This is a genomic window from Mesorhizobium sp. M1328, assembly GCF_040318075.1.
Classification (GTDB): domain Bacteria; phylum Pseudomonadota; class Alphaproteobacteria; order Rhizobiales; family Rhizobiaceae; genus Mesorhizobium.
The window spans coordinates 63,427-85,415 of sequence record NZ_JAMYLO010000014.1; the positions used below are offsets into that span (position 1 = coordinate 63,427).

Genomic DNA, 21,989 nt, shown 5'->3' on the forward strand with positions numbered 1-21,989 from the left:
GCAAAGGCGCTGATGCGGGCGGGTTCATGACGAAGTGGCGTCCCGAGAGCCGTGGCCAAGGCCCGCGCAACCGAAGCGCAGGCCGCCATGCTCGAGGCGCTCGCCGCCGCCTAACGGCAAAACTCAATTAGCCACCTGCCGCCAATGGCCGAAATGGCCGAAACCTGTCGTTTGAATTGTCGTCAGAAACCATTCAGAGCACCAGGAGCGGACACGCCGTTGCCATCGGCTTCCGGCCCTTTGGCGTACATTGACTTGCCTCCTCCTTGATGGTTTCTGGTTTCCCGGAGGATCGAGATGGGTCTCTCAGCAGTGGTCTACAAGAGCGCCTCGGCTTTGGAAAAAGAGTTCCCCGGATATCACTTTCGGTGTGAACCGACGTCGGGAGAATGCGAGGTTATTTATCCTGACGGTGCACGAATTCCTCAGGATACCGTAACTGCCTGCGAGCGAAGGTTTGGGAACATCTCTCATATTGGAGTACTAAGGGAGACGATATTTGGATATCTCGGCAAGGGATCGGCTTTGGAGCGGCTTGTTCTCTATTCCGGCAGCCATGCCGGGGACGTGATCAAGGGTGCAAGCTTCGACGACCTTGAAGGAGAACTGAGACTTATCGAATCCAGCCCCGAAGCAGTTGTCAGGGAATTCGCCGATGAATTACTGGCGTTGATCAGCATGGCACGGCTTGAACAAAACCCCATCGTGTTTGTGTGAGCCGCCCAGCGTTGCAATCCTCTCAAACCGCTTTTTGACCCACTTGAGCCGTCGAGTGCAGGTTCGTGAATGTCCGCACTGGGTCAACTTGCGTCGCCAGATCAAAAGGTCCGACAAGAGTTCGAATTCGGTCGTTCGCTAAGGCAGCCTGAACCGGTATTCCGTCACATGATGGTAGATCTGGCCCGGCCATAGCGTGGCTTGCGGGAAATACGGCCGGTTCGGCGCATCCGGCCAGATTTGCGGCTCCAGGCAGAAGCCTGAAAACGCCTTGTACTGGCGTCCGCCCAATCCAGGCGAGGACGGCGCCAGATACTGGCCGGTATAGAGCTGGACGCCCGGCTCGGTGGTCCAGAGTTCCATCTCGACGCCGGAATTCGCCCCTTGCGCCCACGACGCCTGCTTCAGCGGACCGCGCGTCGAGGCGAGGCAGAAGTTCTGGTCGTAGGGGAGCTGCTCGCCTTCGGTCTCCATGCGCAGCGGCCGTGCCTGGCGAAAATCGAAGGGGGTGCCGTCGACCGGTTTGACCGTGCCTGTCGGGATCAGATCCGCGTCGACCGGCAGATAGGCGCCGGCATTCAGCATCAGCCGGTGGTCGAGAATGTCGCCGGTGCCGCCGTCATCCAGGTTGAAATAGGAATGCTGGGTGAGGTTGCAGAGCGTCGGCTCCTCGCAGGTGGCGGTCAGTTCGACGCTGAGCGTGCCGGGGATCTTCAGCCGGTAGGTGCAGGTCACGTCGAGCGCGCCGGGAAAGCCCATCGTGCCGTCCGGGTCATGCAGGGTCAGCGTGACAAAATCCCTGCCATGCAGCGAAACCGCCCAGGCGCGGCGCGAAAAACCTTGCGAACCGCCATGCAGCGTGTGCTTTTCGAGGAAATTTCGCTCGGTCTGGTAGCGTTTGCCGGCAAGCGTGAAGCGACCGTCGCGGATACGGTTGGCATAGCGCCCGACGACAGTGCCGAAGAAGGCGGTATCCGTCTCATAGTGCTCGAAACGGTCATAGCCGAGCACCAATGGCGCCTCGTGCCCGGCCAGGTGCAGATCCTGGATGATCGCGCCCAGGCCGATAATGTTGGCGGTGAGGCCGCCGCCACGGATGGTGAAGCGGCGGACTTCCTCGCCCGCCTGCGTCGTGCCGAAAACCTCGCCGTCCTTCATTGCCATGCTCGCAAGTTCGTTGCTCGATGCCAGCCTGGCCTTCCGAAGCGGCCCAGGATCGTTTTCGGCATTACCGCATGAGGCTTCTAGAGACCAAGTCCGCCGATACAGACATATTTGGTGTCGAGATAATCCTCGATGCCCTGATGTCCGCCTTCCTTGCCGAGGCCCGATTCCTTGACGCCGCCGAACGGTGCCTCAGGCGTGGTGATGAGCCCTTCATTGACGCCGACCATTCCGTACTTCAACCCTTCCATGACCCGGAAGGCGCGGCCGAGATCGCCGGTGTAGAAATAGCAGGCCAGGCCGAACTCGGTATCGTTGGCGAGTGCCACGGCCTCTTCCTCGGTCTCGAACTTGAACACCGGCGCCACCGGGCCGAAAATTTCTTCCTTCATGAAGCGCATCTTCGGCGTCGCATTGGCGATCACCGTCGGCTGGAAGAACGAGCCGCCGAGCGCGTGGCGCTTGCCGCCGGCGACGACCTTGCCGCCCTTGGCGGTAGCGTCGGCAATCAGCTCCTCGACCTTCTCCACCGCCTTCTCGTCGATCAGCGGTCCCTGCTGGACGCCGTCTTCGAGGCCGGAACCGACCTTCAGCCCGTTGCTGGCAGCAGCCAGCTTTTCGACGAACTGGTCATAGATGCCGGCCTGCACCAGGAAGCGGTTGGTGCAGACGCAGGTCTGGCCGGAATTGCGGTACTTGGCGGTGATGGCGCCAGCGACAGCCCGCTCGAGGTCGGCATCGTCGAAGACGATGAACGGCGCATTGCCGCCGAGCTCCATCGACACTTTCTTGACGGTCACCGACGACTTCTGGATCAGGATCTTGCCGACCTCGGTCGAGCCGGTGAAGGTGATCTTCTTGACCAGCGGGTTGGCACAGATCTCGTCGCCGATCTCACCGGCGGCGCCGGTCAGGATATTGATCACGCCATTGGGGAAGCCGACTTCCTCGGCAAGCGCGCCCCAGGCAAGGCCGGAATAAGGTGTCTGCGACGCCGGCTTGACCACGGCGGTACAGCCGGCGGCAAGCGCCGGACCGAGCTTGCGGGCCAGCATCGAGGATGGGAAATTCCACGGCGTGATGGCGGCGATGACGCCGACCGGCTCCTTGGTCACCAGGATGCGGCGGTCCGCCCAGGGTGACGGGACGACGTCGCCATAGGTGCGGCGGCCCTCTTCGGCGAACCACAATATGTAGGACGCGGCCGAGCCGATCTCGCCCTTCGATTCGAACAGCGACTTGCCCTGCTCGATGGTCAGCAGTTCGGCCAGCACGTCCTGATTGTCCATCATCGCGTCGTGCAGCTTGCGCAACAGCTTCGAGCGTTCGAGCGCGGTGGTCTTGCGCCATGTCTTGAAGGCAGCGTCGGCGGCTTCGATGGCGCGGCGGGTCTCGGCCTTGCCCGATTTCGGCACGGTTCCGATCTTGAGGCCGGTGGCAGGATTGTTGACGTCGACCGTCTGGCCTGAATCGGCCTGCACCCATTGGCCATTGATGAGATTGGCCTGCCGCATGAAATGGCTGGTTTTCTGAAGCATGATCTCGCCTCCGTTCGGCACCTGGCGGGCCGGTCGCTGATTTCGTGAATGGACGTGCGCGATAGCATCGCTAGAGCCACTGCTCTTAGCCCAGGGCAAGCCCCGCAAGCAATCACAAGATGGCATATAGGGTTTGGGCCAGCCAAAGCGAGAGCGATGCAGCCAAGGCTCCAGGGTATGTTGAGATTCAGGTCAGGCCGAGTCGAGAATGGTGGGTTCCGAGAACCGGAACGGAGCGGACATTGGGTCCGTGAGTACCGGAAGCGCAGGAAACCGCCGTTCGCAGGCCGGCATCACCTGAATATCAACATGCCCTACCCAAAAACATGGACGACCACGGTCAGCCAAAACGCAGTGGTCACGACCGCACAGGCGGTGGCGATGGTCATCTGGTTCGATGCCAGCGCCTGGCCGGTGTTGAACTGCACCGCGATGAGATAGGAATTGATGCCGGACGGCAACGCTGCAACCATGACCGCTACCTTGGCCGTCAATGGCGGCAGGCCGATCAGCCAGACCAGGCCGAGAACCAGCGCCGGCATCAGGAACAGTTTCAGCGCCGACAGCGCCAGCGCCGGCTTTACATTGCCGGAAATGCCGAAACGGCGCAGGCTGAGCCCCATGGCGAACAGCGCCACCGGGGCGGCCGTGCCGGCCAGCGCGTCGCTCAGCCGCGTCGCAAGCGCCGGCAGCGGCGCACCGGTGAAGCGCCACGCCAGCCCGGCCAGTATGCCGATGATCAGCGGGTTGATGAATACCCTCCTGAGAAAGCTCCTGACGACGCGGAGCGGATGCACAGGCTCGCTGCCGCCGCGGCCGAACATCTCGAACAGGATGATCGAGGCCATCATCATCACCGGCAGGTGAATGGAAACGAGCAGTGACAGCACTTCGAACCCGGCCGGCCCGAACACGCCGATGATGAAGGGCGCGCCGAGCAGGACAACGTTGGAGTAGGACGACGACACGCCGCCGACGACGCCGGCGCGGGCGTCTCGCCCGAAGACGCGCGTAATGACCAGATGGCCGGCGGCCCAGGTGAGCGCGACCGCCGCGAAATAGGCGCCCCATAGCGACCACGGCGCCACGCCGTGGAAATCAGCCTTTATCATGGTCTGGAACAGCAACAGCGGCATTGCCACGTTGATGGCGAATTCGGATACGCCCTCGCCGCTCGCCGGCTTCAGATAGCCGGTGAACCCGGCAAGATAGCCGAGCCCGACGAGACTGAAGACGAAAAGGACGGTTTCGGTAAGCGGAGACATTTTTCCCGTGATAGGCGAGCCCTGATCGCGGCGCAATCGCCCTTCCCTGACGAATGTACCGGCCAACAATCCGGCCGCTCGGATCTTGCCCGAATTTGCTCATGGTTGGATGCCAGCGCTATACAGGGCTGTAGGGGGAACACGCGGCGAATGGGCGCTGTCGGAAATCGGCATTTCTTCAAGCAGGGATGGCTGACGGCCTTCGTCGGCGCCCTGCTTTGCCTCGTGGTGGCCTCGGCTCATGCTTCGGAGCCGGCGAGCCTCAAGGGCGTGGCGCTGATCGTCGGCCAGTCGAGATACCAGCACATAGCGGCTCTTCCCAACCCCGCCAACGACGCCCGCGACATCGCCAAGATGCTGACCGATCTCGGCTTCGACGCGCGCAGCGTCACCGACCGCGATGCGGCAAAACTGAAGCGCGACCTCGAACGTTTCGCCGAGGATGCCGAGGACGCCGACGTCGCCTTGATCTACTATTCCGGCCACGGCATCGAGGCCGGCGGCGAAAACTATCTGGTGCCGGTCGACGCCGACGTTTCTTCATTGAAGGACGCCGATCAGGCCCTAGTGCCGATTTCCGCCGTCATGGACGAACTGAAGACGACCGTGCCGGTAACGATCATGCTGCTCGATGCCTGCCGCACTAACCCGTTTCCCGCGGATGCGGTGCTGCGCCGGGCGCCCACGGCCTCGGCCTCGCCGATCGGCGCCGGCGGGCTGGAGCCGGTGCGCGGCGCCAGGGCACTGGCGGACGCGACCGCGACGGAAAATCTGGGAACGGTGATCGGCTTTGCCGCCGAGCCAGGGCGGCCGGCACTCGACGGCATCGTCGGCGAAAACAGCCCCTACGCAGCGGCACTTCTGCGCCACCTCGCGGCAATGAAGGGCACAGAGTTCGGCTCGGTCATGCGCATGGTGACCGAGGAGGTCTATCTCGACACCAAGGCAAAGCAGCGGCCATGGGTCAATGAAAGCCTGCGCCGGCTGCTCTATTTCGGCGTAGCACCGCAGGAACCGACCGGCGACGACGGGCTGATCACCGGCGAGCGGCGGCAATTGCTGCTGACGATCGCCGAGTTGCCGAACCCCAAGCGGGCACAGGTCGAACTGGCCTCGCTGCAGGACGGCGTGCCGCTCGACGCGCTTTATGGCGTGTTGAAGGCGCTCGGCACCGAAAAGATGCCGGAGGACCCCACCGACCTGCAAAAGCTGCTCGATGCTCAGGCCGAGCGCCTGAAGAAGATGATCTCCGAGCGCAACGCGATGCGCACCGACGACCCCGAGATCAGCCGCCTTGTCGCCTCGGCCGACAAGGCGATCGGCCAGGGCGCTATCGTCACTGCGCGCAACTTCCTCGACCAGGCAGTGGGCCGGGTCGAGCAGGCCAGCGGCGTGGTCGACCAGGCAGAGGATCTGGTCAGGCAGAAGCGTCTTGCCGACGCGGCGATCTATGCCAGGCGCGCCGACGCTTCGGCGCTGGTCTTCGACTATCTGTCGGCCGCCAACGATTACGGCAAGGCCTTCTCGCTGGTCGAGAAATGGGACGACAGGCTGCGCTGGAACTACAAGAACCAGGAGGCGGAAGCGCTGAACGCGCATGGCAACGCCACCGGCGACAGGCAAGCGCTGCAGCGCGCCATCGACGCCTACCGTGTCATCCTGAACTTCATCCCTAATGGCGAGCAGAACCGCGATTGGGCGATCACCCGCAACAACATGGCGGTGGTGCTGCAGACGATCGGCGAGCGCGAGCGCGAAACCGACCGGCTCGAGGAGGCCGCGAAAATCTTTCGCGATTCGCTTGCCGTGTTCGAGCGCGAAAAGGACGACATCAACTGGGCGGCGGCTCAGAACAATCTGGCCAATGTGCTGCTGAAGATCGGCGAACGCGAGAGCGACCCGAAACGCCTGAACGAGGCGGTGGTGGCGATGCGCGCCACGCTGGAGAAGCGGCCGCGCGACAAAGTCCCGCTGGACTGGGCCGCCTCGCAAAGCAACCTTGGCCTTGCGCTTTACGCGCTTTCGGAGCGCGAACCGGGCGGCGAGCGCCTGACCGAGGCCGAGGCCGCCTACCGGCTGGCGCTTGAGGAATACACGCGCGAGAAGGCCCCCGTTCAGTGGGCGATGGTCCAGAACAATCTCGGCAACACACTGGTGTCGCTCGGCACGCAACGCAACGACAAGGCGAAAATCGACGAGGCAGCCGACGCCTTCCGCGCCGCGCTCGAAATCCGCACCCGCGACACCTTCCCGCTCTCCTGGGCAAGCAGCCGTCTCAATCTCGGTAACGCGCTGAGCAGTGCTGCCCGTTTCGACCTCGGCACCGGCCTGCTCGAAGAGGCGGCTGCCGCCTATGGCGACGCGCTGACCATATTCACACGCCAGCGTTTTCCGACGGATTGGGCTTCAGCGGAGAACAATCTCGGCTCGATCTACCAAACGCTCGGCCAGCGCACGCGCGACGCTGCCAAACTTGAGCAATCGGCCGCCGCATATCGGGCGGCACGGCGCGTCTATACCAAAAAGCAATTTCCGCTCGACTGGGCGATGACCCACTACAATCTCGGCAACACGCTGCAACTGCTCGGCGGCGTGACCGACAAGCCGGTGCACTATGAGGAGGCGATCGAGGCCTATCGCGATGCACTGCGCGAATACAAGCGCGAGACGACGCCGCGGCAATGGGCGCTGGCGCAGGCCGGCCTCGGCTCGGCGCTGCAATGGCTGAGCATGAGCGAGGCCGATCCCGGCAAACTGGCCACTTCGATCGCCGCGCGCCGGGCAGCGCTGGAGGTACTGACCTTCGAGACCTCGCCCGTCGACTGGGCGAACGCGCAGAACGGCATCGGCATGAGCCTGATCAATCTCGGCAATCTCGAACGCACCGGCAAATATCTGGATGAGGCCGAAGCCGCCTTCGAGGCGACACTCAAGGTCTTCACCCGCGAAGGCCAGCCGATGCAATGGGCCTTCGAGCAGAACAATCTCGGCGACGTCCACTGGAACCGCGGCAGCTATGGCGGCGGCAATGCCGAATACCACAAGGCGATCGAATTCTTCGAGAACGCCAAGCAGGGCTTTACCGAAGCCGGCTACACAATCCCCATCCCGCTGACCGACCGCAAGATCGATCTGGTGAAGAAGCAGATAGCGAAGAAATAGGCGTTTCGGCCGCAGGTTGCACTCGGCTTGTCTTTCAGCCGGCTTTGCCGTCCCTATATGCCGGTCACCGGGGACCTGCCTGCCGGTCACCCGAAAAGGATGTCTGATGCTTCGATTTGTGCTGGCGCTGCTGTTGCTTGCCGTTTCCGCCACAGCCCATGCGACGGAAGCCGGCTGGGCGCTGCTGCGCGACGGCGGGCATGTGGTCCTGCTGCGCCATGCCATGGTCACAGGCACCACCGATGCAGCCAATTTCGACCTCGGCAAATGCGCGACCCAGGTCAATCTCTCGGAGCGCGGCAAGCAACAGGCGCGCAAGATCGGCGCGCTGTTTGGCGCCCGCGCGGCACCGGTCGAGCGCGTGCTGTCCAGCCGCTATTGCCGCTGCCTCGAGACCGCCCGCATCGCTTTCGAAAGCGAGCCGGAGCCGTTCGCACCGCTTGACCTGCTGAAGACCGACGAAAAGGAGAAGGCCGCCCAGATCGCCGCGATCGTAGCCGAAATCCGCGGCTATTCCGGATCCGACAATCTGGTCATGGTCACACATCTCGAAAACATCAAGGAATTGACCGGCATCTCGCCGCGTGAAGGCGAAGCCGTGATCGTCGAGCCGCAGGGCGACGGCCTGCGGGTACTCGGCCGCGTTACGTTCTGAGGGGTCGTCGCTCCTCACGTCGAGCGAGATAGCTGTTGCCGAAATGCCACTGCCACGAGAAGTCGTGGTTGGATTCCGATCTGATCTTGCTCTGGCTGGGCAGCCAGCCCATCTGCGCGGGGCGTATCAGGCCTTTTCCTGCCCGGAAAAACCGATTAGACAGCGCCAAACACATGCGGACAGATTCCGCCCGCAATCGAAGGAAAAGCCCTTGTCCACCACGTTCGACAAAGTCGCCAAGATCATCGCCGACACCAGCGAGATCGACATCGAGACGATCACGCCCGAAAGCCACACCATCGACGATCTCGGCATCGACAGCCTCGACTTCCTCGACATCGTCTTTGCCATCGACAAGGAATTCGGCATCAAGGTGCCGTTGGAAAAGTGGACGCAAGAGGTCAACGACGGCAAGGCTTCGACCGACGACTATTTCGTCATGCAGAACCTGTGCGCCAAGATCGACGCGCTCGTCGCCGCCAAGAACGCTACCTGAGCACAGCGCTTGACGCGCCCGACCCACAACAGCCCCCCATGAACCCCCACGACGTCGTCATATCAGGCATCGGCCTTGTCTCGTCGCTGGGCGAGGGTCCGGATGCGCATTGGCAAAAGCTTGTCCAGCCGCGCCTTGAGCCGGTTCTGGAGGCCTCGCGCTTCTCGCCCTATACAGTCCATCCGCTGCCGGAGATCGACTGGAACCTGCAGATCGCCAAGCGTGGCGACCAGCGGCAGATGGAGACCTGGCAGAGGCTCGGCACCTATGCGGCCGGCCTTGCGCTCGACGATGCCGGCATCAAGGGCAATGACGAACTCTGCGCGACCATGGACATGGTGGTGGCCGCCGGCGGCGGCGAGCGCGACGAGGCGGTCGACGCGGCCATTCTCGCGGCATCGGAAAGCCGCAATGACCGCGACGTGCTGCTCAACGAGAAGCTGACCACCGAATTGCGCCCGACGCTGTTTCTGGCACAGCTTTCCAACCTGCTCGCCGGCAACATCTCGATCGTCCACAAGGTGACCGGCTCCTCTCGCACCTTCATGGGCGAGGAAGGTGCGGGTGTTGCCGCAGTCGAGACGGCAGCCGCGCGCATCCGCTCCGGCCAGTCGACGCATATACTGGTCGGCGGCGCTTTCCAGACCGAACATTCCGACATGCTGCTCGGCTATGAACTGGCCGGCTACCTGCATCGCGGTCCGTGGCGGCCGGTCTGGCAAAGGCAAGGTGCCGAAGGCGGCGGTGTGGTGACCGGATCCGGCGGCGCGTTTCTCGTCCTGGAGCAACGCGAGCACGCGGAAAGCCGTGGCCGGAAGATCTATGCGGAACTCGGTCCGGTCTTGTCCGGCCGTGCTAGGCGCCGGCGGGGCGAACTCGACGGTGAGATCGCAGCGCTGCTGAAGCAAGCCGCATTGCCGGACGGCGAACTGCTGGCGATCTCTGGCGCTTCGGGCGCCCATGTCGCGACCGCCGCCGAGAAATCGGCACTCGAGGCCAATCCGGCGATCGCCGCACGCGGCTTTTCGACGCTGACCGGCCACATGAAGGAAGCGCAGTTCCCCTTTGCTGTTGCGCTGGCGGCCCTGGCTGTCGACCGCAAGGCCGCCTACCCTGTCTTCGACGCCACAGTCGAAAAACCGTTTTCCGGCGTCCCGAAGACCGTCCTTGCAACGGCGATCGGCTATCACCAATTCGAGGGCATGGCGCTGATCAAAGCCGCCTAGAGCATCGGACCGAAAAGTGTGACGCGCTTTTCGGGCGATCCGACGCTCCAAGAGAAACAGGTTTTTGGACAACAAATGGCCAATCTGAACGACCACATGGGCAGGCCGATCGTCGCCGTCACCGGCATCGGCGTGGTGACGTCGCTCGGTGTCGGCAAGGCCGACAATTGGGCTGCACTGACATCAGGCAAATCCGGCATCCATCCGATCACCCGCTTCCCGGTCGATCATCTCAACACCCGCATCTCCGGCATGGTCGATTTCCTGCCGTCGAGTTCCAAGGGCGCCAGTCTCCTCACCTATGAGCTTGCCGAAACCGCCGCCCAGGAAGCGATGTCGGAGGCGGGCCTCGATGCCGGCGATTTCGGCGGACCGCTTTTCCTCGCTTCGCCGCCGGTCGAGCTCGACTGGAGCGAGCGCTTTTCGCTCTACAATTCCGACACGCACGACACCGGCGCCGAGAGGCTGCTACGGGTGGCGCGCGGCCTCAGGGAACTCGACATCTTCGAGACCACCCAGTTCGGCTCGATCGCCGACCGGCTTGCCGACCGTTTCGGAACGCGCGGCCTGCCGATCACGCTGTCGACCGCTTGCGCTTCGGGCGCCACGGCGATCCAGCTCGGCGTCGAGGCGATCCGCCGCGGCGAATGCGACAGGGCGCTGTCGATCGGCGCCGACGGCTCGGCGACCGCCGAAGCGCTGATCCGCTTCTCGCTTCTGTCCGCGCTCTCCACCCATAACGACATCCCCGAAAAGGCCTCCAAGCCGTTCTCCAAGGATCGCGACGGCTTCGTGCTCGCCGAAGGCTCGGGCGCCCTTGTGCTGGAATCGCTGCAGGCAGCAATTGCCCGCGGCGCCACCATTCTCGGCATATTGCGCGGCTGCGGCGAAAAGGCCGACGACTTCCATCGCACCCGCTCCAAGCCGGACGGTTCGCCGGCGATCGCGGCGGTGCGCGCCGCTCTTGCCGATGCCGGCTTGAGCGAAGACGGGATCGATTATGTCAACGCCCATGGCACCTCGACGCCCGAAAACGACAAGATGGAGCATTTGTCGCTGTCGACGGTGTTCGGCGAGCGGATCTCGTCGATGCCGGTCTCGTCGAACAAGTCGATGATCGGCCACACCCTATCGGCTGCCGGTGCCGTCGAGGCTGCATTTTCGCTGATGACGATGCGCGAAAGCGTCATTCCGCCGACCATCAACTACGACAATCCCGACCCGGCGATCGTGCTCGACGTGGTGCCGAACACCAAGCGCAACGCCGAGGTCGGCACCGTCCTGTCGAACTCCTTCGGCTTCGGCGGCCAGAACACCTGCCTTGTCATGGCGCGGGAACCGGTCTAAGCGACCGTTCCGCTCTAGCACTGTTGTCGTGCGCATGGTCCTTTCCGAAACGGTTCTCGGTCCTGCGCAACCTGGGATCTGGCATGCGCGCATTGCAACTTATCGAGGATCGCCGTCTTGAGACGGTGGACCTGCCGCCACCGCCGCCGCCTTCGCTCGGCGAGGTGACGCTGCGCATCAAGGCCGTGGCGCTGAACCATATCGACGTCTGGGGCTGGCGCGGCATGGCCTTTGCCAAGCGCAAGCTGCCGCTGGTCGTCGGCGCCGAGGCCTCCGGCGAGGTCGAGGCGGTCGGCCCCGGCGTTTCCAGCCTTGTGCCCGGGCAATTGGTGTCGATCTATGGCGCCCGCACCTGCGGTCTTTGCCGCGCCTGCCGCGAAGGCCGTGACAATCTCTGCGAGCATGTTTCGGGCGTTCACGGCTTCCATCTCGACGGCTTTGCGCAGGAAAAGATCAACCTGCCGGCGCGCCTGCTCGTCGCTGCCCCGCCCGGCGTGAGCGAGATCGGCGCGGCGGTGGCGCCTGTCACCTTCGGCACGGTCGAGCACATGCTGTTCGACAATGCCCGGCTGCAGCCCGGCGAGACGATACTGGTCCATGCCGGCGGCTCCGGCATCGGCTCCGCCGCGATTCAGCTGGCCAAGAAGATGGGCTGCACGGTCATCACCACCGTCGGCTCGAACGACAAGATCGACAAGGCAAAGGCGCTCGGCGCCGACCACGTCATCAATTACCGCGACGACCGCTTCGAAGGCGTCGTGCGCAAGCTGACGAAGAAGAAGGGCGTCGACGTGGTGTTCGAGCATGTCGGTGCCGACACCTTTGCCGCCTCGATGCTGTGCCTTAAACGCGGCGGCCGGCTGGTCACCTGCGGCTCGACCTCGGGCGTGTCGACGCAGATCAATTTGATGCAGTTGTTCCAGCAGCAACTGAACCTGCTCGGCTCGTTTGGCTGCCGCATGGAAAACATGGCCGACGCCATGCAGAAAATGGCGTCGGGCCTGGTCGCGCCGGTGATCGACACCGAGGTCGGCTTCGACGGCATCGATGCGGCGCTGAAGCGCATGGAAGGCCGCGACGTCTTCGGCAAGATCATCCTGCGCGTCGGCTGAAATGATCGGCAACGCCTTCAGGAAGATCCGCAGGGACGTGGGATTCCGCTATGGCAGGCGGCTTCGCCAGTTCAACTACTGGCTGGTCGCGCGCGTCGCGATGATCATCATCTCCGCGTTGCGCCTGCTGCCGCCCGACAGGGCGCTCAATTTCGCCGACAGCGCCGCCCGCCGCATCGGCCCTTGGGTGCAGCGTCACAAGGTTGCTGTCGACAATCTGCGCAAGGCCTATCCCGAAACGAGCGACGCCGAGATCGAGGCGATCGCTTCCGACATGTGGGGCAACATGGCTCGCCTCGCCGCCGAATATATCTTCCTCGATGCTCTGTTCGATTATGATCCGGCTGCGACGAAGCCGGGCCGCGTCGAGGTCAAGGGCGTGGAGCATTTCGTGCGCATTGCCGGCGAGGACAAGCCGCACATCGTCTTCACCGGGCATCTCGGCAATTTCGAGCTGCTGCCAGTGGCGGCGGCGACCTTCGGCATGAACATCACGGCGCTCTTTCGCCCGCCCAACAACCCTTACCTCGCCGACTACATCCTCTCGACCCGCCGCTCGAGCATGGGATCGCTGCTGCCGTCTTCGACCGGCGCCTCGTTCGCGCTTGCGGCCATCCTCGAGAAAGGCGGCAATATCGGCGTGCTGGTCGACCAGAAATTCACGGGCGGGCTCGAGACGACATTCTTCGGCCGCCCGTGCGAGAGCAACCGGGTTCTCGGCACCTTGGCGCGGCACTACGATTGCGATGTCTACCCGGCGCGCTGCGTGCGCCTGCCGAACAACCGTTTCCGGCTCGAGATCGAGGACAAGCTCACCTTGCCGCGCACCGTCGGCGGCAGTGTCGACGTCCGCGCCACCACCCAGCTTCTCAACGACGTGGTCGAGCGCTGGGTGCGAGAAGACCCCGGCCAGTGGATGTGGTTCCACAAGCGCTGGGAGATCAGCGGCCGCAAAAAGCGTCGGCCGCCGACAGTGCGCGACAAAGCCGCCTGAGCGGAACCATCATTTGGGCACAAACGCTATTTTGTTCTTGCTTTGTGCCGGCAGCTATGCTACTAATCTCGCTATGGTGCCATTTGGCCCCGACGAACCCGCCGTTCCGGCGGGTTTTTATTTCGGGCCCAGGACAGGCCCTAATTCGTCACGAGGATCCGCGTATTGCCGAAGCCGGCTTTGCGCACCATCGAATAGAACGCGGCGGCGTTGCTGGGGTGGAGGCGCACACAGCCATGCGATGCCGGGCGCCCCAATTGCCGGATCGCGCCGGTGCCGTGGATAGCATAGCCGCCGCGGAAGAACACCGAATAGGGCATCGGCGACATGTCGTATTTGCGCGAATACCACATCCGGGCCGTCCGCTGTGGACGATAGCTGCCGCGCGGCGTGATGTAGCCTTTGCGGGCGGTGGAAACGCTCCACCGGTAATACGAAAGCCCGTATCTTACCGTCATCGTCTGTGAGGAAATATCGATGTTCGCGACCAGGCTGGCCGCCCGGCTCTCGAACGACGAACCGAAGAGCATCGCCATCAATGCCGCTGCCATGAGAACAGTGTTTTTCATGCAATCAAACCCCTTTGATGCCCCTTGCCTGCCTGCCGTCACGCTGTTCTCCAGCGTTTTGATGGCAAGCCAGCGAGCTAACACCCACTCCCTGACGATTTCACCAATCCAAAGCAGCGAATTTGAACGATTTCCCGCAATAGTTGCCGTAACGACACGCAATCGCCTGGCAATTCGCCATCGGGCTTGCAAAACCGCCTCATCCGCTGCTCAATTCACCGAATGAACGAACCGAACGAACGGCTCCTCAAGGCAATCGATGACCGAGCCGATGATCTGGTTGCACTGACCGCGGATCTGATCCGCTTTCCGACCATCAATCCGCCCGGCGAAGCCTATCGGCCATGTGCCGAATATATCGGCGCGCGGTTGAAGAAGCGTGGTTTTGAGATCGAATTCATCCGTGCCGAAGGGACGCCCGGCGACACTGACCGTTACCCGCGCGTCAACGTCGTCGCCCGTTTCGATGGCCGGGCGCCGGGTGCTTGCGTGCACTTCAATTCGCATATCGACGTGGTCGAGCCCGGCGACGGCTGGAGCCTCGATCCGTTCGCCGGCATCGTCAGGGATGGCAAGGTCTATGGCCGCGGTGCTTGCGACATGAAAGGCGGGCTTGCCGCCTCGATCATCGCCGCTGAAGCCTTCATGGAGGTCTTTCCCGATTTTCCCGGCGCCATCGAGATTTCGGGGACGGTCGACGAGGAGTCCGGCGGCTTTGGCGGCGTCGCCCATCTGGCCAAGCTCGGCTATTTCTCCAGGCCGAAGGTCGACCACGTCATCATTCCCGAGCCGCTCAACAAGGACCGCATCTGCCTCGGCCATCGCGGCGTCTGGTGGGCGGAGATCGAGACCAAGGGCGAGATCGCGCACGGCTCGATGCCGTTCCTCGGCGACAATGCGGTGCGCCATATGGGCGCCGTGCTGCGGGCCTTCGAGGATGAGCTGTTTCCGGCGCTCGACCGCAAGATGACGCGCATGCCGGTCGTGCCCGAAGGCGCAAAACGCTCGACCATGAACATCAACTCGATCCATGGCGGCCAGACGGAGGATTTCCGGCCCGGGCTGCCCTCGCCCAACGTGCCCGATTCCTGCCGGCTGACTATCGACCGCCGCTTCCTGCTCGAAGAGGATCTCGCTACGGTCAAGACAGAGGTGACCGATATCCTCGAACGGCTGAAGCGCGAGCGCAAAAAGTTCGACTACGAAATCCGCGATCTGATGGAGGTGCTGCCGCTGATGACCGAGCGCGATGCGCCGGTGGTTAAGGCGGTCGCGCAAGGCATCATGGAGATATTCGACCGCGAGCCGGATTATGTGATTTCGCCCGGCACCTACGACCAGAAGCACATCGCCCGCATCGGCCACATCTATGACTGCATCGCCTATGGCCCGGGCATTCTCGACCTCGCCCACCGGCCCGACGAATGGGTCGGCATTGCCGACATGCTGGACTCGGCAAAGGTGATGGCCATCGGCCTCGACGTGCTGCTGAGGGGCGCCGGCCCGCGATGATCCGGCGATGGGCGGAAAAACATTCCTCCCGGCGTCGGCGGACGGTACGAAACGCAATTTACTCGGCGGCGAATTCACGCTTCTATCCGCCGGGTTTGAGCACGTGTTTTAGCATATGGGGAGTTGCACGATGAAATTGTGGAAAACCATTCTGGCCGCTGCGGCGCTGGCGTTGGCGGCCGGAACCTCGGCGATGGCCGCGCGCACCGACCTGGTCATCGGCATTACGCTCGAGCCCCCGCATCTCGACCCGACCGCAGGCGCCGCCGCGGCGATCGACGAGGTGCTCTATGCCAATGTCTTCGAGGGCCTGACCCGCATCGGCCCGAACGGCGAAGTGCTGCCCGATCTCGCCGAAAGCTGGAGCATTTCCGACGACGGCAAGGTCTACACTTTCAAGCTGCATACCGGCGTGAAATTCCATGACGGCACCGACTTCAACGCCGACGACGTGAAATTCTCGCTCGACCGCGCCCGCGCCGACAATTCCGTCAACGCGCAAAAGGGCCTGTTTGCCGCCATCGACAAGGTCGAGGTCGTCGATCCCACGACGGTGACGGTCACGCTGAAGAACCCGCAGGGCTCCTTCCTCTACAATATGGGCTGGGGCGACGCGGTTATCGTGGCGCCTGAGACAGCCGACACCAACAAGGAAAAGCCTGTTGGCACCGGCCCGTTCAAATTCCAGAACTGGGCCAAGGGCTCATCGATCACGCTGGTCAAATCGGACAATTACTGGGGCGCCCCGGTGTTTCTCGACAAGGCCGAGTTCCGCATCATTCCAGATGCTGCCGCAGCCGTTCCGGCGCTGCTTTCCGGCGACGTCCAGGCCTTTCCGTTCTTCGACCCCGACAGCTTCGCCCAGATCAAGGACGACCCACGCTTCAAGGTGGTGATCGGCTCGACCGAGGGTGAAACCATCCTGTCGATCAACAACAAGAAGCCGCCCTTCGACAAGCTGCAGGTCAGGCAGGCGATTTCTTTTGCGCTCGATCGCAAGGCGATCATCGACGGCGCCTCGGCCGGCCTCGGCGTGCCGATCGGCTCGCACATGTCGCCCGCCAGCAAGGCCTATGTCGACCTCACCGGCCTCTATCCGCACAATGTGGAGAAGGCCAAGGAGTTGCTAAAGGAAGCCGGCCTGGAGAATGGCTTCAAGGCGACGCTCAAGCTGCCGCCGCCCTCCTATGCGCGGCTTGGTGGCGAGATCATCGCCTCCGAGCTTCGCGAAATCGGCATCGATCTCGAGATCATCCCGGTCGAATGGGCGCAGTGGCTGGACCAGGTCTTCACCAAGAAGGATTACGACCTCACCATCGTTTCCCATACAGAGCCCAATGACATCGATATCTATTCGCGCAAGGACTATTACTTCAACTACGACAATCCGGCCTTCGACAAGATCATCGACGAGCTGAACCTTACCTCCGACGAGGCCAAGCGCATTACGCTGCTCGGCGAGGCGCAGAAGGTCCTGGCCGATGACGCCGTGGTCGGCTTCCTCTACGAGCTGCCGAAGGTCGGCGTCTGGGACGCCAAACTGCAGGGCCTGTGGGAAAACGCCCCGATCCAGGCCAACGACCTGACCAACGTGAAGTGGACGGATTGAGGGGTCGCTGGGCAAAGAGGCGAAGCTTGCGTTCCCGCCCACCCCCCTCTGCCCTGCCGGGCATCTCCCCCTCAAGGGGGGAGATTGGCAGTTTCCACGCTGGCACTGTCCTTGCAACGCTAGTGGTTAGCGAAAGCGGCGATGAGGGCTCAATCTCCCCCCTTGAGGGGGAGATGTCCGGCAGGACAGAGGGGGGTGGGCGGGAACGCAAGCTTCGCCCGGTTTTGTCCGGCAACACAGCGGTTCCTCAACGTCCATGACCGCCTATCTCCTCAAGCGCCTCACCATCGCCGTCGTCACGCTGGTTCTGGCCTCCATGGTGGTCTTTGCCGTGCTGGAGATCATTCCCGGCGACCCGGCGCGGCTGATGCTTGGCCTGAACGCCAGCGCCGACCAGATCGAATTGCTGCGCAACCAGATGGGTCTCAACGCTCCCGTCGTGCTGCGCTATCTGCATTGGGCCGGCGGCTTGCTGAGCCTCGATTTCGGCCGTTCCTACACCTATTCGGTGCCGGTCATCGATCTGGTCCGTGAGCGCCTCGTCGTCTCTCTGCCGCTGGCACTGATGGCGCTGGCGCTGTCCACCGTCATTGCCATTCCGGTCGGACTGTTTTCCGCCAGCCGGCGCGGCCGCACCGGCGACACGATCGCGATGGGTGCCGCCCAGCTTGGCGTCGCCGTGCCAAATTTCTGGTTTGCGCTGATGCTGATCTATCTTTTCGCCGTCTGGCTGCGGCTGGTGCCTGGCGGCGGCTTTCCCGGCTGGGGCGCCGGCGTCTGGCCGGCGCTGAAATCGCTGCTTCTGCCGGCGGTCGCTCTCGCTCTGCCGCAGGCGGCAATCCTCGCCCGGGTCACTCGCTCGGCGCTGATCGAAGTGCTGAACGAGGACTACATCCGAACCGCCCGCGCCAAGGGCCTGCCCTACCGCCTTGTCTTGTGGCGGCATGCGCTGCGCAACGCCATGATCCCGGTGGTCACCATTCTAGGCCTGCAATTCGCTTTCCTGCTTGCCGGCACCATCATCATCGAGAACGTCTTCTATTTGCCTGGCCTCGGCCGGCTGGTGTTCCAGGCGATCAACCAGCGTGACCTGATCGTGGTCGAGAGCGTCGTCATGCTGCTGGTTGCCGCCGTCATCGTCGTCAATTTCGTTGTCGATCTCTCCTATGCGGTGGTCGATCCGCGCCTGAGAGGCAGGCAATGACGCTGCACATAGACATCCCCGACGAGAACCTTGCCAGCATCCTGGCCAAGGCGTTTCGAAACCGTTCGTTCCTCGCCGGCTTCGTCGTCACCGCACTGGTGGCTGCGGTCGCGATCCTCTCCTTCTTGTGGACGCCTTACGACGTCACCAGGCTGGTCATTTCCGACAAGACCCAGGCGCCATCGTTGGCGCACTGGTTCGGCACGGACCATTTCGGTCGCGACATCCTGTCGATGATCATGGTCGGCGCCCGCAATTCGATTGCAGTGGCTCTGGTGGCGGTCGGCATCGGCATGGGCATCGGTGTGCCGCTCGGCGCCTTTGCCGCGGCGCGCGGCGGCTTCGCCGACGACGTGCTGATGCGGCTGAACGACCTGGTCTTTGCCTTTCCGGCGCTGCTTTCGGCAATCATGATCACCGCCATCTTCGGGCCGGGCGCGTTCAACGCCATCATTGCCATCGGCATCTTCAACATCCCGGTGTTCGCGCGCGTGGCCCGGGCCGGCGCCTTGGCGATCTGGCCGCGCGAATTCATCCTCGCCGCCCGCGCCGCCGGCAAGAGCAGGACGCTGATCAGCATCGAACATGTGCTGCCCAACATCGCCACCTTGCTGCTGGTGCAAGGCACCATCCAGTTCGCGCTGGGCATACTGGCCGAAGCCGGGCTTTCCTATGTCGGGCTGGGCACCCAGCCGCCGATGCCGAGCTGGGGCCGCATGCTGTTCGACGCCCAGACCCGCATGGTGGTGGCGCCGTGGATGGCGATCTTTCCTGGCATGGCGATTGTCGTCACCGTGCTTGGCCTGAACCTGCTTGGCGACGGCATCGCCGACATCCTCGATCCGAAATCGCGGCGGCAGCGATGAGCCTGCTCGAAATCGACAAGCTGTCGCTGACCATCGGCGACACCGCTATCCTCAGAGACGTCGATTTTTCCGTCGCGGCCGGCGAAGTGATGGGGCTGGTTGGCGAATCCGGCTCCGGCAAATCGATGACGGCGCTTACGGTGATGCAGCTTCTGCCCTGGGCGGCACACGCCAGCGGCCGCATCACCTTCGACGGCATCGACATCCTTGCCGCCAGCGAGGACCAGATGTGCGCACTGCGCGGCGACGACATCGGCATGGTGTTCCAGGAGCCGATGACGGCGCTCAACCCGGTCAAGACCATCGGCGAGCAGGTCGCCGAGGGTATTCGCTGGCACACCAGGGCGAGCCGCGCCGACGCCGAGGAACGAGCGCGAAAAATGCTCGACCGGGTCGGCCTGCCGGCAGCACAATTCCCGCTGTCGCGTTATCCGCACGAACTCTCCGGCGGCCAGCGCCAACGCGTTGTCATTGCCATTGCCTGTGCACTGAAACCCAAGCTGCTGATCGCCGACGAGCCGACGACGGCGCTCGACGTGGTGCTGCAGGCGCAGATCCTCGACCTGCTGCGCGACCTCGTAGCGGAAAACCGCATGGGCCTTCTGCTCATCTCGCACGACCTCGCAGTGGTGACCGAGATGGCGGACCGCATCACCATCCTGCGCCATGGCGAGGTGATGGAGGCCGGCGATACCGCGTGCACGCTGTCCGAACAGCTTCATCCCTACACGCGACAGCTGGCGCAGGCCTCGATGCATGTGCCCGCGCGGGCCAAGACACATGAGGTCGGGCAAGGTAAACCTCTTCTTCAGGTAGACAGCGTGACGCGCGATTATCCGGGACGGCGCATAGCGCTGTTGAAACGCGCAGCTCCGATCCGCGCCGTCGACGATGTCTCGTTCTCGATTGCGCCCGGCCAGTCGGTGGCGCTGGTCGGCCGTTCCGGCTGTGGCAAGTCGACGCTTGCCCGCATGGTCCTGGCGCTGGATAGGCCGACCGCCGGGACGATCCGCTTCCGTGGCGACACCCTCACCGGCAAGAGCGAAGCGGAGCTGAAGCCGGCACGGCGCGACATGCAGGTCGTGTTCCAGGACCCGTATGGCTCCTTCGACCCACGCCAGAAGGTCGAAAGATTGGTGGCAGAGCCGCTGTATGTGCTGGAGAAGACGCCGGCGCCCGCCGCGCGGCGCGAGATGGTGGCGCGTGCGCTGCACGAGGTCGGCCTCTCACCAGGCGACATGGACAAATACCCGCACGAGTTTTCGGGCGGCCAGCGCCAGCGCCTGTCGATCGCCCGCGCCATCATCACCCGGCCGAAGCTGGTCGTCGCCGACGAGCCGGTCTCGGCGCTCGACGTCTCGATCCGCGCCCAGATTCTCGACCTGTTCGCCGAGCTCAACCAGAAACTCGGCATCGCCTATCTGTTCATCACCCATGATCTGACCGTCGCCCGCGCCATCACCGACGAAGTGATGGTCATGCATGACGGCAAGATCGTCGAGCGCGGCAGGACGAGCGAAGTGCTCGACCACCCGCAATCCGAAGCGGCCAAGGCGCTGGTCGCCGCCGCTCCCGATTTGCATCGGGCAATTGCGAAAAGACTGCAGGAACAGGGGTGAGCAGACTTTATTCGCTCGGCGCACGGGCGGGAGAATGGTCATTGACAGCAAACGGTTATGAAAGGCGCGACGGGCCGGAGCCTGATCGGGTTCCTCCGCTGGCCCTGGGCGGCTCCGCTGCTCTGTTCGGCGCGGGTGCCCTGCTGCTGTTCCTGACAACGCGGGTAGCCGTCCCGGCGTTCGTCTCCGCCACGGGGGCAGAGCCTGTGGCGATGTGGTTCCTGGCCGCAAGCATCGTCCTTTTTGGCCCTCTGCTTCTCGCAGCTGCCCTGCTGTTGTATCGGGAACGGCGTCTGCCGGGGTCGTTGGCCGCGCGGCTATGGCTTCGCCCGATGAATGGCGGCGACTGGCTCTGGGCTGTTGGAGGGCTGGCGGCCGTCGGCGTGCTGACCAGCGGCATCGGCGGCGCGCTCCGGATGCTGCAAGACGGGGCGAATTTCAATCCCTCGTTCATGGCTTTCGAGCCGCTCGGTCCCGGCCGCTACTGGATCCTCGGCGCGTGGCTTCCGTTTTTTGTGCTGAACATCGTTGGGGAAGAGTTTGTCTGGCGGGGGTTCGCGCTGCCGCGGCAAGAGATTGCTTTCGGCAGGCGAGCCTGGCTGGTCAATGGGATCCTGTGGTTGCTGTTCCACGCTGCCTTCCCCTGGCAAGTCCTGTTGACCCTTGTGCCGATCACGTTGCTGCTGCCCTATGTCGTCCAGCGGCGGCGCAGCACATGGGCCGGGATCGTTATCCACGCCGGGTTCGGAGCGATGGGCTTCCTGGTCCTGGCATTCGGGCTTGCTTAGCGCCCCCGACCTGCACCGGGCGATCGCGAAACGGCTGCAGACGGCAAGGTGTTAGAACTATTGGCGACTTCTTTGGATGGTGAGTAAAACAATGTCATTAAAAAATATGGTTGTTAAGTTCACGTCAACGGAGGATACAAGTATAA

At 63.4% G+C, this 21,989-nt stretch carries 18 protein-coding genes; 14 read left to right on the forward strand and 4 right to left on the reverse strand.

What is annotated here, in order from left to right:
- Positions 1-297: 297 nt before the first annotated feature.
- Positions 298-717 (forward strand): hypothetical protein, encoded by a 420-nt coding sequence (locus tag NKH23_RS22670; protein WP_352913304.1) that lies wholly within the window; start codon positions 298-300, stop codon positions 715-717.
- Positions 718-855: 138 nt separating this feature from the next.
- Here NKH23_RS22670 and NKH23_RS22675 read toward each other — a convergent pair whose 3' ends face one another.
- From NKH23_RS22675 to NKH23_RS22685, 3 genes are all read right to left on the reverse strand, one after another.
- Positions 856-1,881 (reverse strand): aldose epimerase family protein, encoded by a 1,026-nt coding sequence (locus tag NKH23_RS22675; protein WP_352719619.1) that lies wholly within the window; start codon positions 1,879-1,881, stop codon positions 856-858.
- Positions 1,882-1,961: 80 nt separating this feature from the next.
- Positions 1,962-3,419, reverse strand: coding sequence for an NAD-dependent succinate-semialdehyde dehydrogenase (locus tag NKH23_RS22680; protein ID WP_352719621.1), 1,458 nt, complete (start codon positions 3,417-3,419; stop codon positions 1,962-1,964).
- 314 nt (positions 3,420-3,733) lie between these two features.
- On the reverse strand, positions 3,734-4,684 hold the full coding sequence (locus NKH23_RS22685; protein ID WP_352719623.1) for an AEC family transporter: 951 nt from the start codon (positions 4,682-4,684) through the stop codon (positions 3,734-3,736).
- 150 nt (positions 4,685-4,834) lie between these two features.
- On the opposite strand from NKH23_RS22685, the gene NKH23_RS22690 reads away from it, so the two are divergent.
- The 7 genes from NKH23_RS22690 (at position 4,835) to NKH23_RS22720 (ending at position 13,676) form a co-directional block, all read left to right on the forward strand.
- Positions 4,835-7,846 (forward strand): caspase family protein, encoded by a 3,012-nt coding sequence (locus tag NKH23_RS22690; protein WP_352913294.1) that lies wholly within the window; start codon positions 4,835-4,837, stop codon positions 7,844-7,846.
- 106 nt (positions 7,847-7,952) lie between these two features.
- Positions 7,953-8,501 (forward strand): histidine phosphatase family protein, encoded by a 549-nt coding sequence (locus NKH23_RS22695; protein ID WP_352913293.1) that lies wholly within the window; start codon positions 7,953-7,955, stop codon positions 8,499-8,501.
- A gap of 211 nt (positions 8,502-8,712) precedes the next feature.
- Positions 8,713-8,997, forward strand: coding sequence for an acyl carrier protein (locus tag NKH23_RS22700; protein ID WP_352913292.1), 285 nt, complete (start codon positions 8,713-8,715; stop codon positions 8,995-8,997).
- A gap of 38 nt (positions 8,998-9,035) precedes the next feature.
- On the forward strand, positions 9,036-10,223 hold the full coding sequence (locus NKH23_RS22705) for a beta-ketoacyl-ACP synthase (protein WP_352913291.1): 1,188 nt from the start codon (positions 9,036-9,038) through the stop codon (positions 10,221-10,223).
- Positions 10,224-10,298: 75 nt separating this feature from the next.
- Positions 10,299-11,570, forward strand: a complete 1,272-nt coding sequence (locus NKH23_RS22710; protein ID WP_352913290.1) for a beta-ketoacyl-ACP synthase — start codon at positions 10,299-10,301, stop codon at positions 11,568-11,570.
- An 83-nt stretch (positions 11,571-11,653) separates the two neighbouring features.
- A complete protein-coding gene (locus NKH23_RS22715; protein WP_352913289.1) occupies positions 11,654-12,682 on the forward strand; it encodes a zinc-binding dehydrogenase in 1,029 nt (342 codons plus the stop codon).
- Between the two features lies 1 nt (position 12,683).
- Positions 12,684-13,676, forward strand: a complete 993-nt coding sequence (locus NKH23_RS22720; protein ID WP_353025961.1) for a lipid A biosynthesis lauroyl acyltransferase — start codon at positions 12,684-12,686, stop codon at positions 13,674-13,676.
- Between the two features lie 140 nt (positions 13,677-13,816).
- Here NKH23_RS22720 and NKH23_RS22725 read toward each other — a convergent pair whose 3' ends face one another.
- Positions 13,817-14,245 (reverse strand): L,D-transpeptidase, encoded by a 429-nt coding sequence (locus NKH23_RS22725; protein WP_023676467.1) that lies wholly within the window; start codon positions 14,243-14,245, stop codon positions 13,817-13,819.
- A gap of 222 nt (positions 14,246-14,467) precedes the next feature.
- Between NKH23_RS22725 and NKH23_RS22730 the strand changes: the two genes are divergently transcribed.
- The 6 genes from NKH23_RS22730 to NKH23_RS22755 all read left to right on the forward strand — a co-directional run bounded on the left by NKH23_RS22730 (position 14,468) and on the right by NKH23_RS22755 (position 21,843).
- Positions 14,468-15,757 carry an acetylornithine deacetylase/succinyl-diaminopimelate desuccinylase family protein gene (locus NKH23_RS22730; protein WP_352913285.1) on the forward strand — a complete coding sequence of 430 codons (1,290 nt, stop codon included), beginning with the start codon at positions 14,468-14,470 and terminating at the stop codon, positions 15,755-15,757.
- Positions 15,758-15,887: 130 nt separating this feature from the next.
- The gene (locus tag NKH23_RS22735; protein ID WP_352913283.1) at positions 15,888-17,366 is read left to right on the forward strand and encodes an ABC transporter substrate-binding protein; all 1,479 of its coding nucleotides are present in this window, start codon (positions 15,888-15,890) and stop codon (positions 17,364-17,366) included.
- 256 nt (positions 17,367-17,622) lie between these two features.
- Positions 17,623-18,570 carry an ABC transporter permease gene (locus NKH23_RS22740; RefSeq protein WP_352913281.1) on the forward strand — a complete coding sequence of 316 codons (948 nt, stop codon included), beginning with the start codon at positions 17,623-17,625 and terminating at the stop codon, positions 18,568-18,570.
- Positions 18,567-19,436 (forward strand): ABC transporter permease, encoded by an 870-nt coding sequence (locus tag NKH23_RS22745; RefSeq protein ID WP_352913280.1) that lies wholly within the window; start codon positions 18,567-18,569, stop codon positions 19,434-19,436. Before NKH23_RS22740 ends, NKH23_RS22745 begins: the two co-directional genes overlap by 4 nt.
- Positions 19,433-21,055: an ABC transporter ATP-binding protein gene (locus tag NKH23_RS22750; RefSeq protein ID WP_352719641.1), complete on the forward strand. Its 1,623-nt coding sequence runs from the start codon at positions 19,433-19,435 to the stop codon at positions 21,053-21,055. Before NKH23_RS22745 ends, NKH23_RS22750 begins: the two co-directional genes overlap by 4 nt.
- Before the next feature lie 41 nt (positions 21,056-21,096).
- On the forward strand, positions 21,097-21,843 hold the full coding sequence (locus tag NKH23_RS22755; RefSeq protein ID WP_353035370.1) for a CPBP family intramembrane glutamic endopeptidase: 747 nt from the start codon (positions 21,097-21,099) through the stop codon (positions 21,841-21,843).
- The last annotated feature ends 146 nt before the right edge of the window (positions 21,844-21,989 follow it).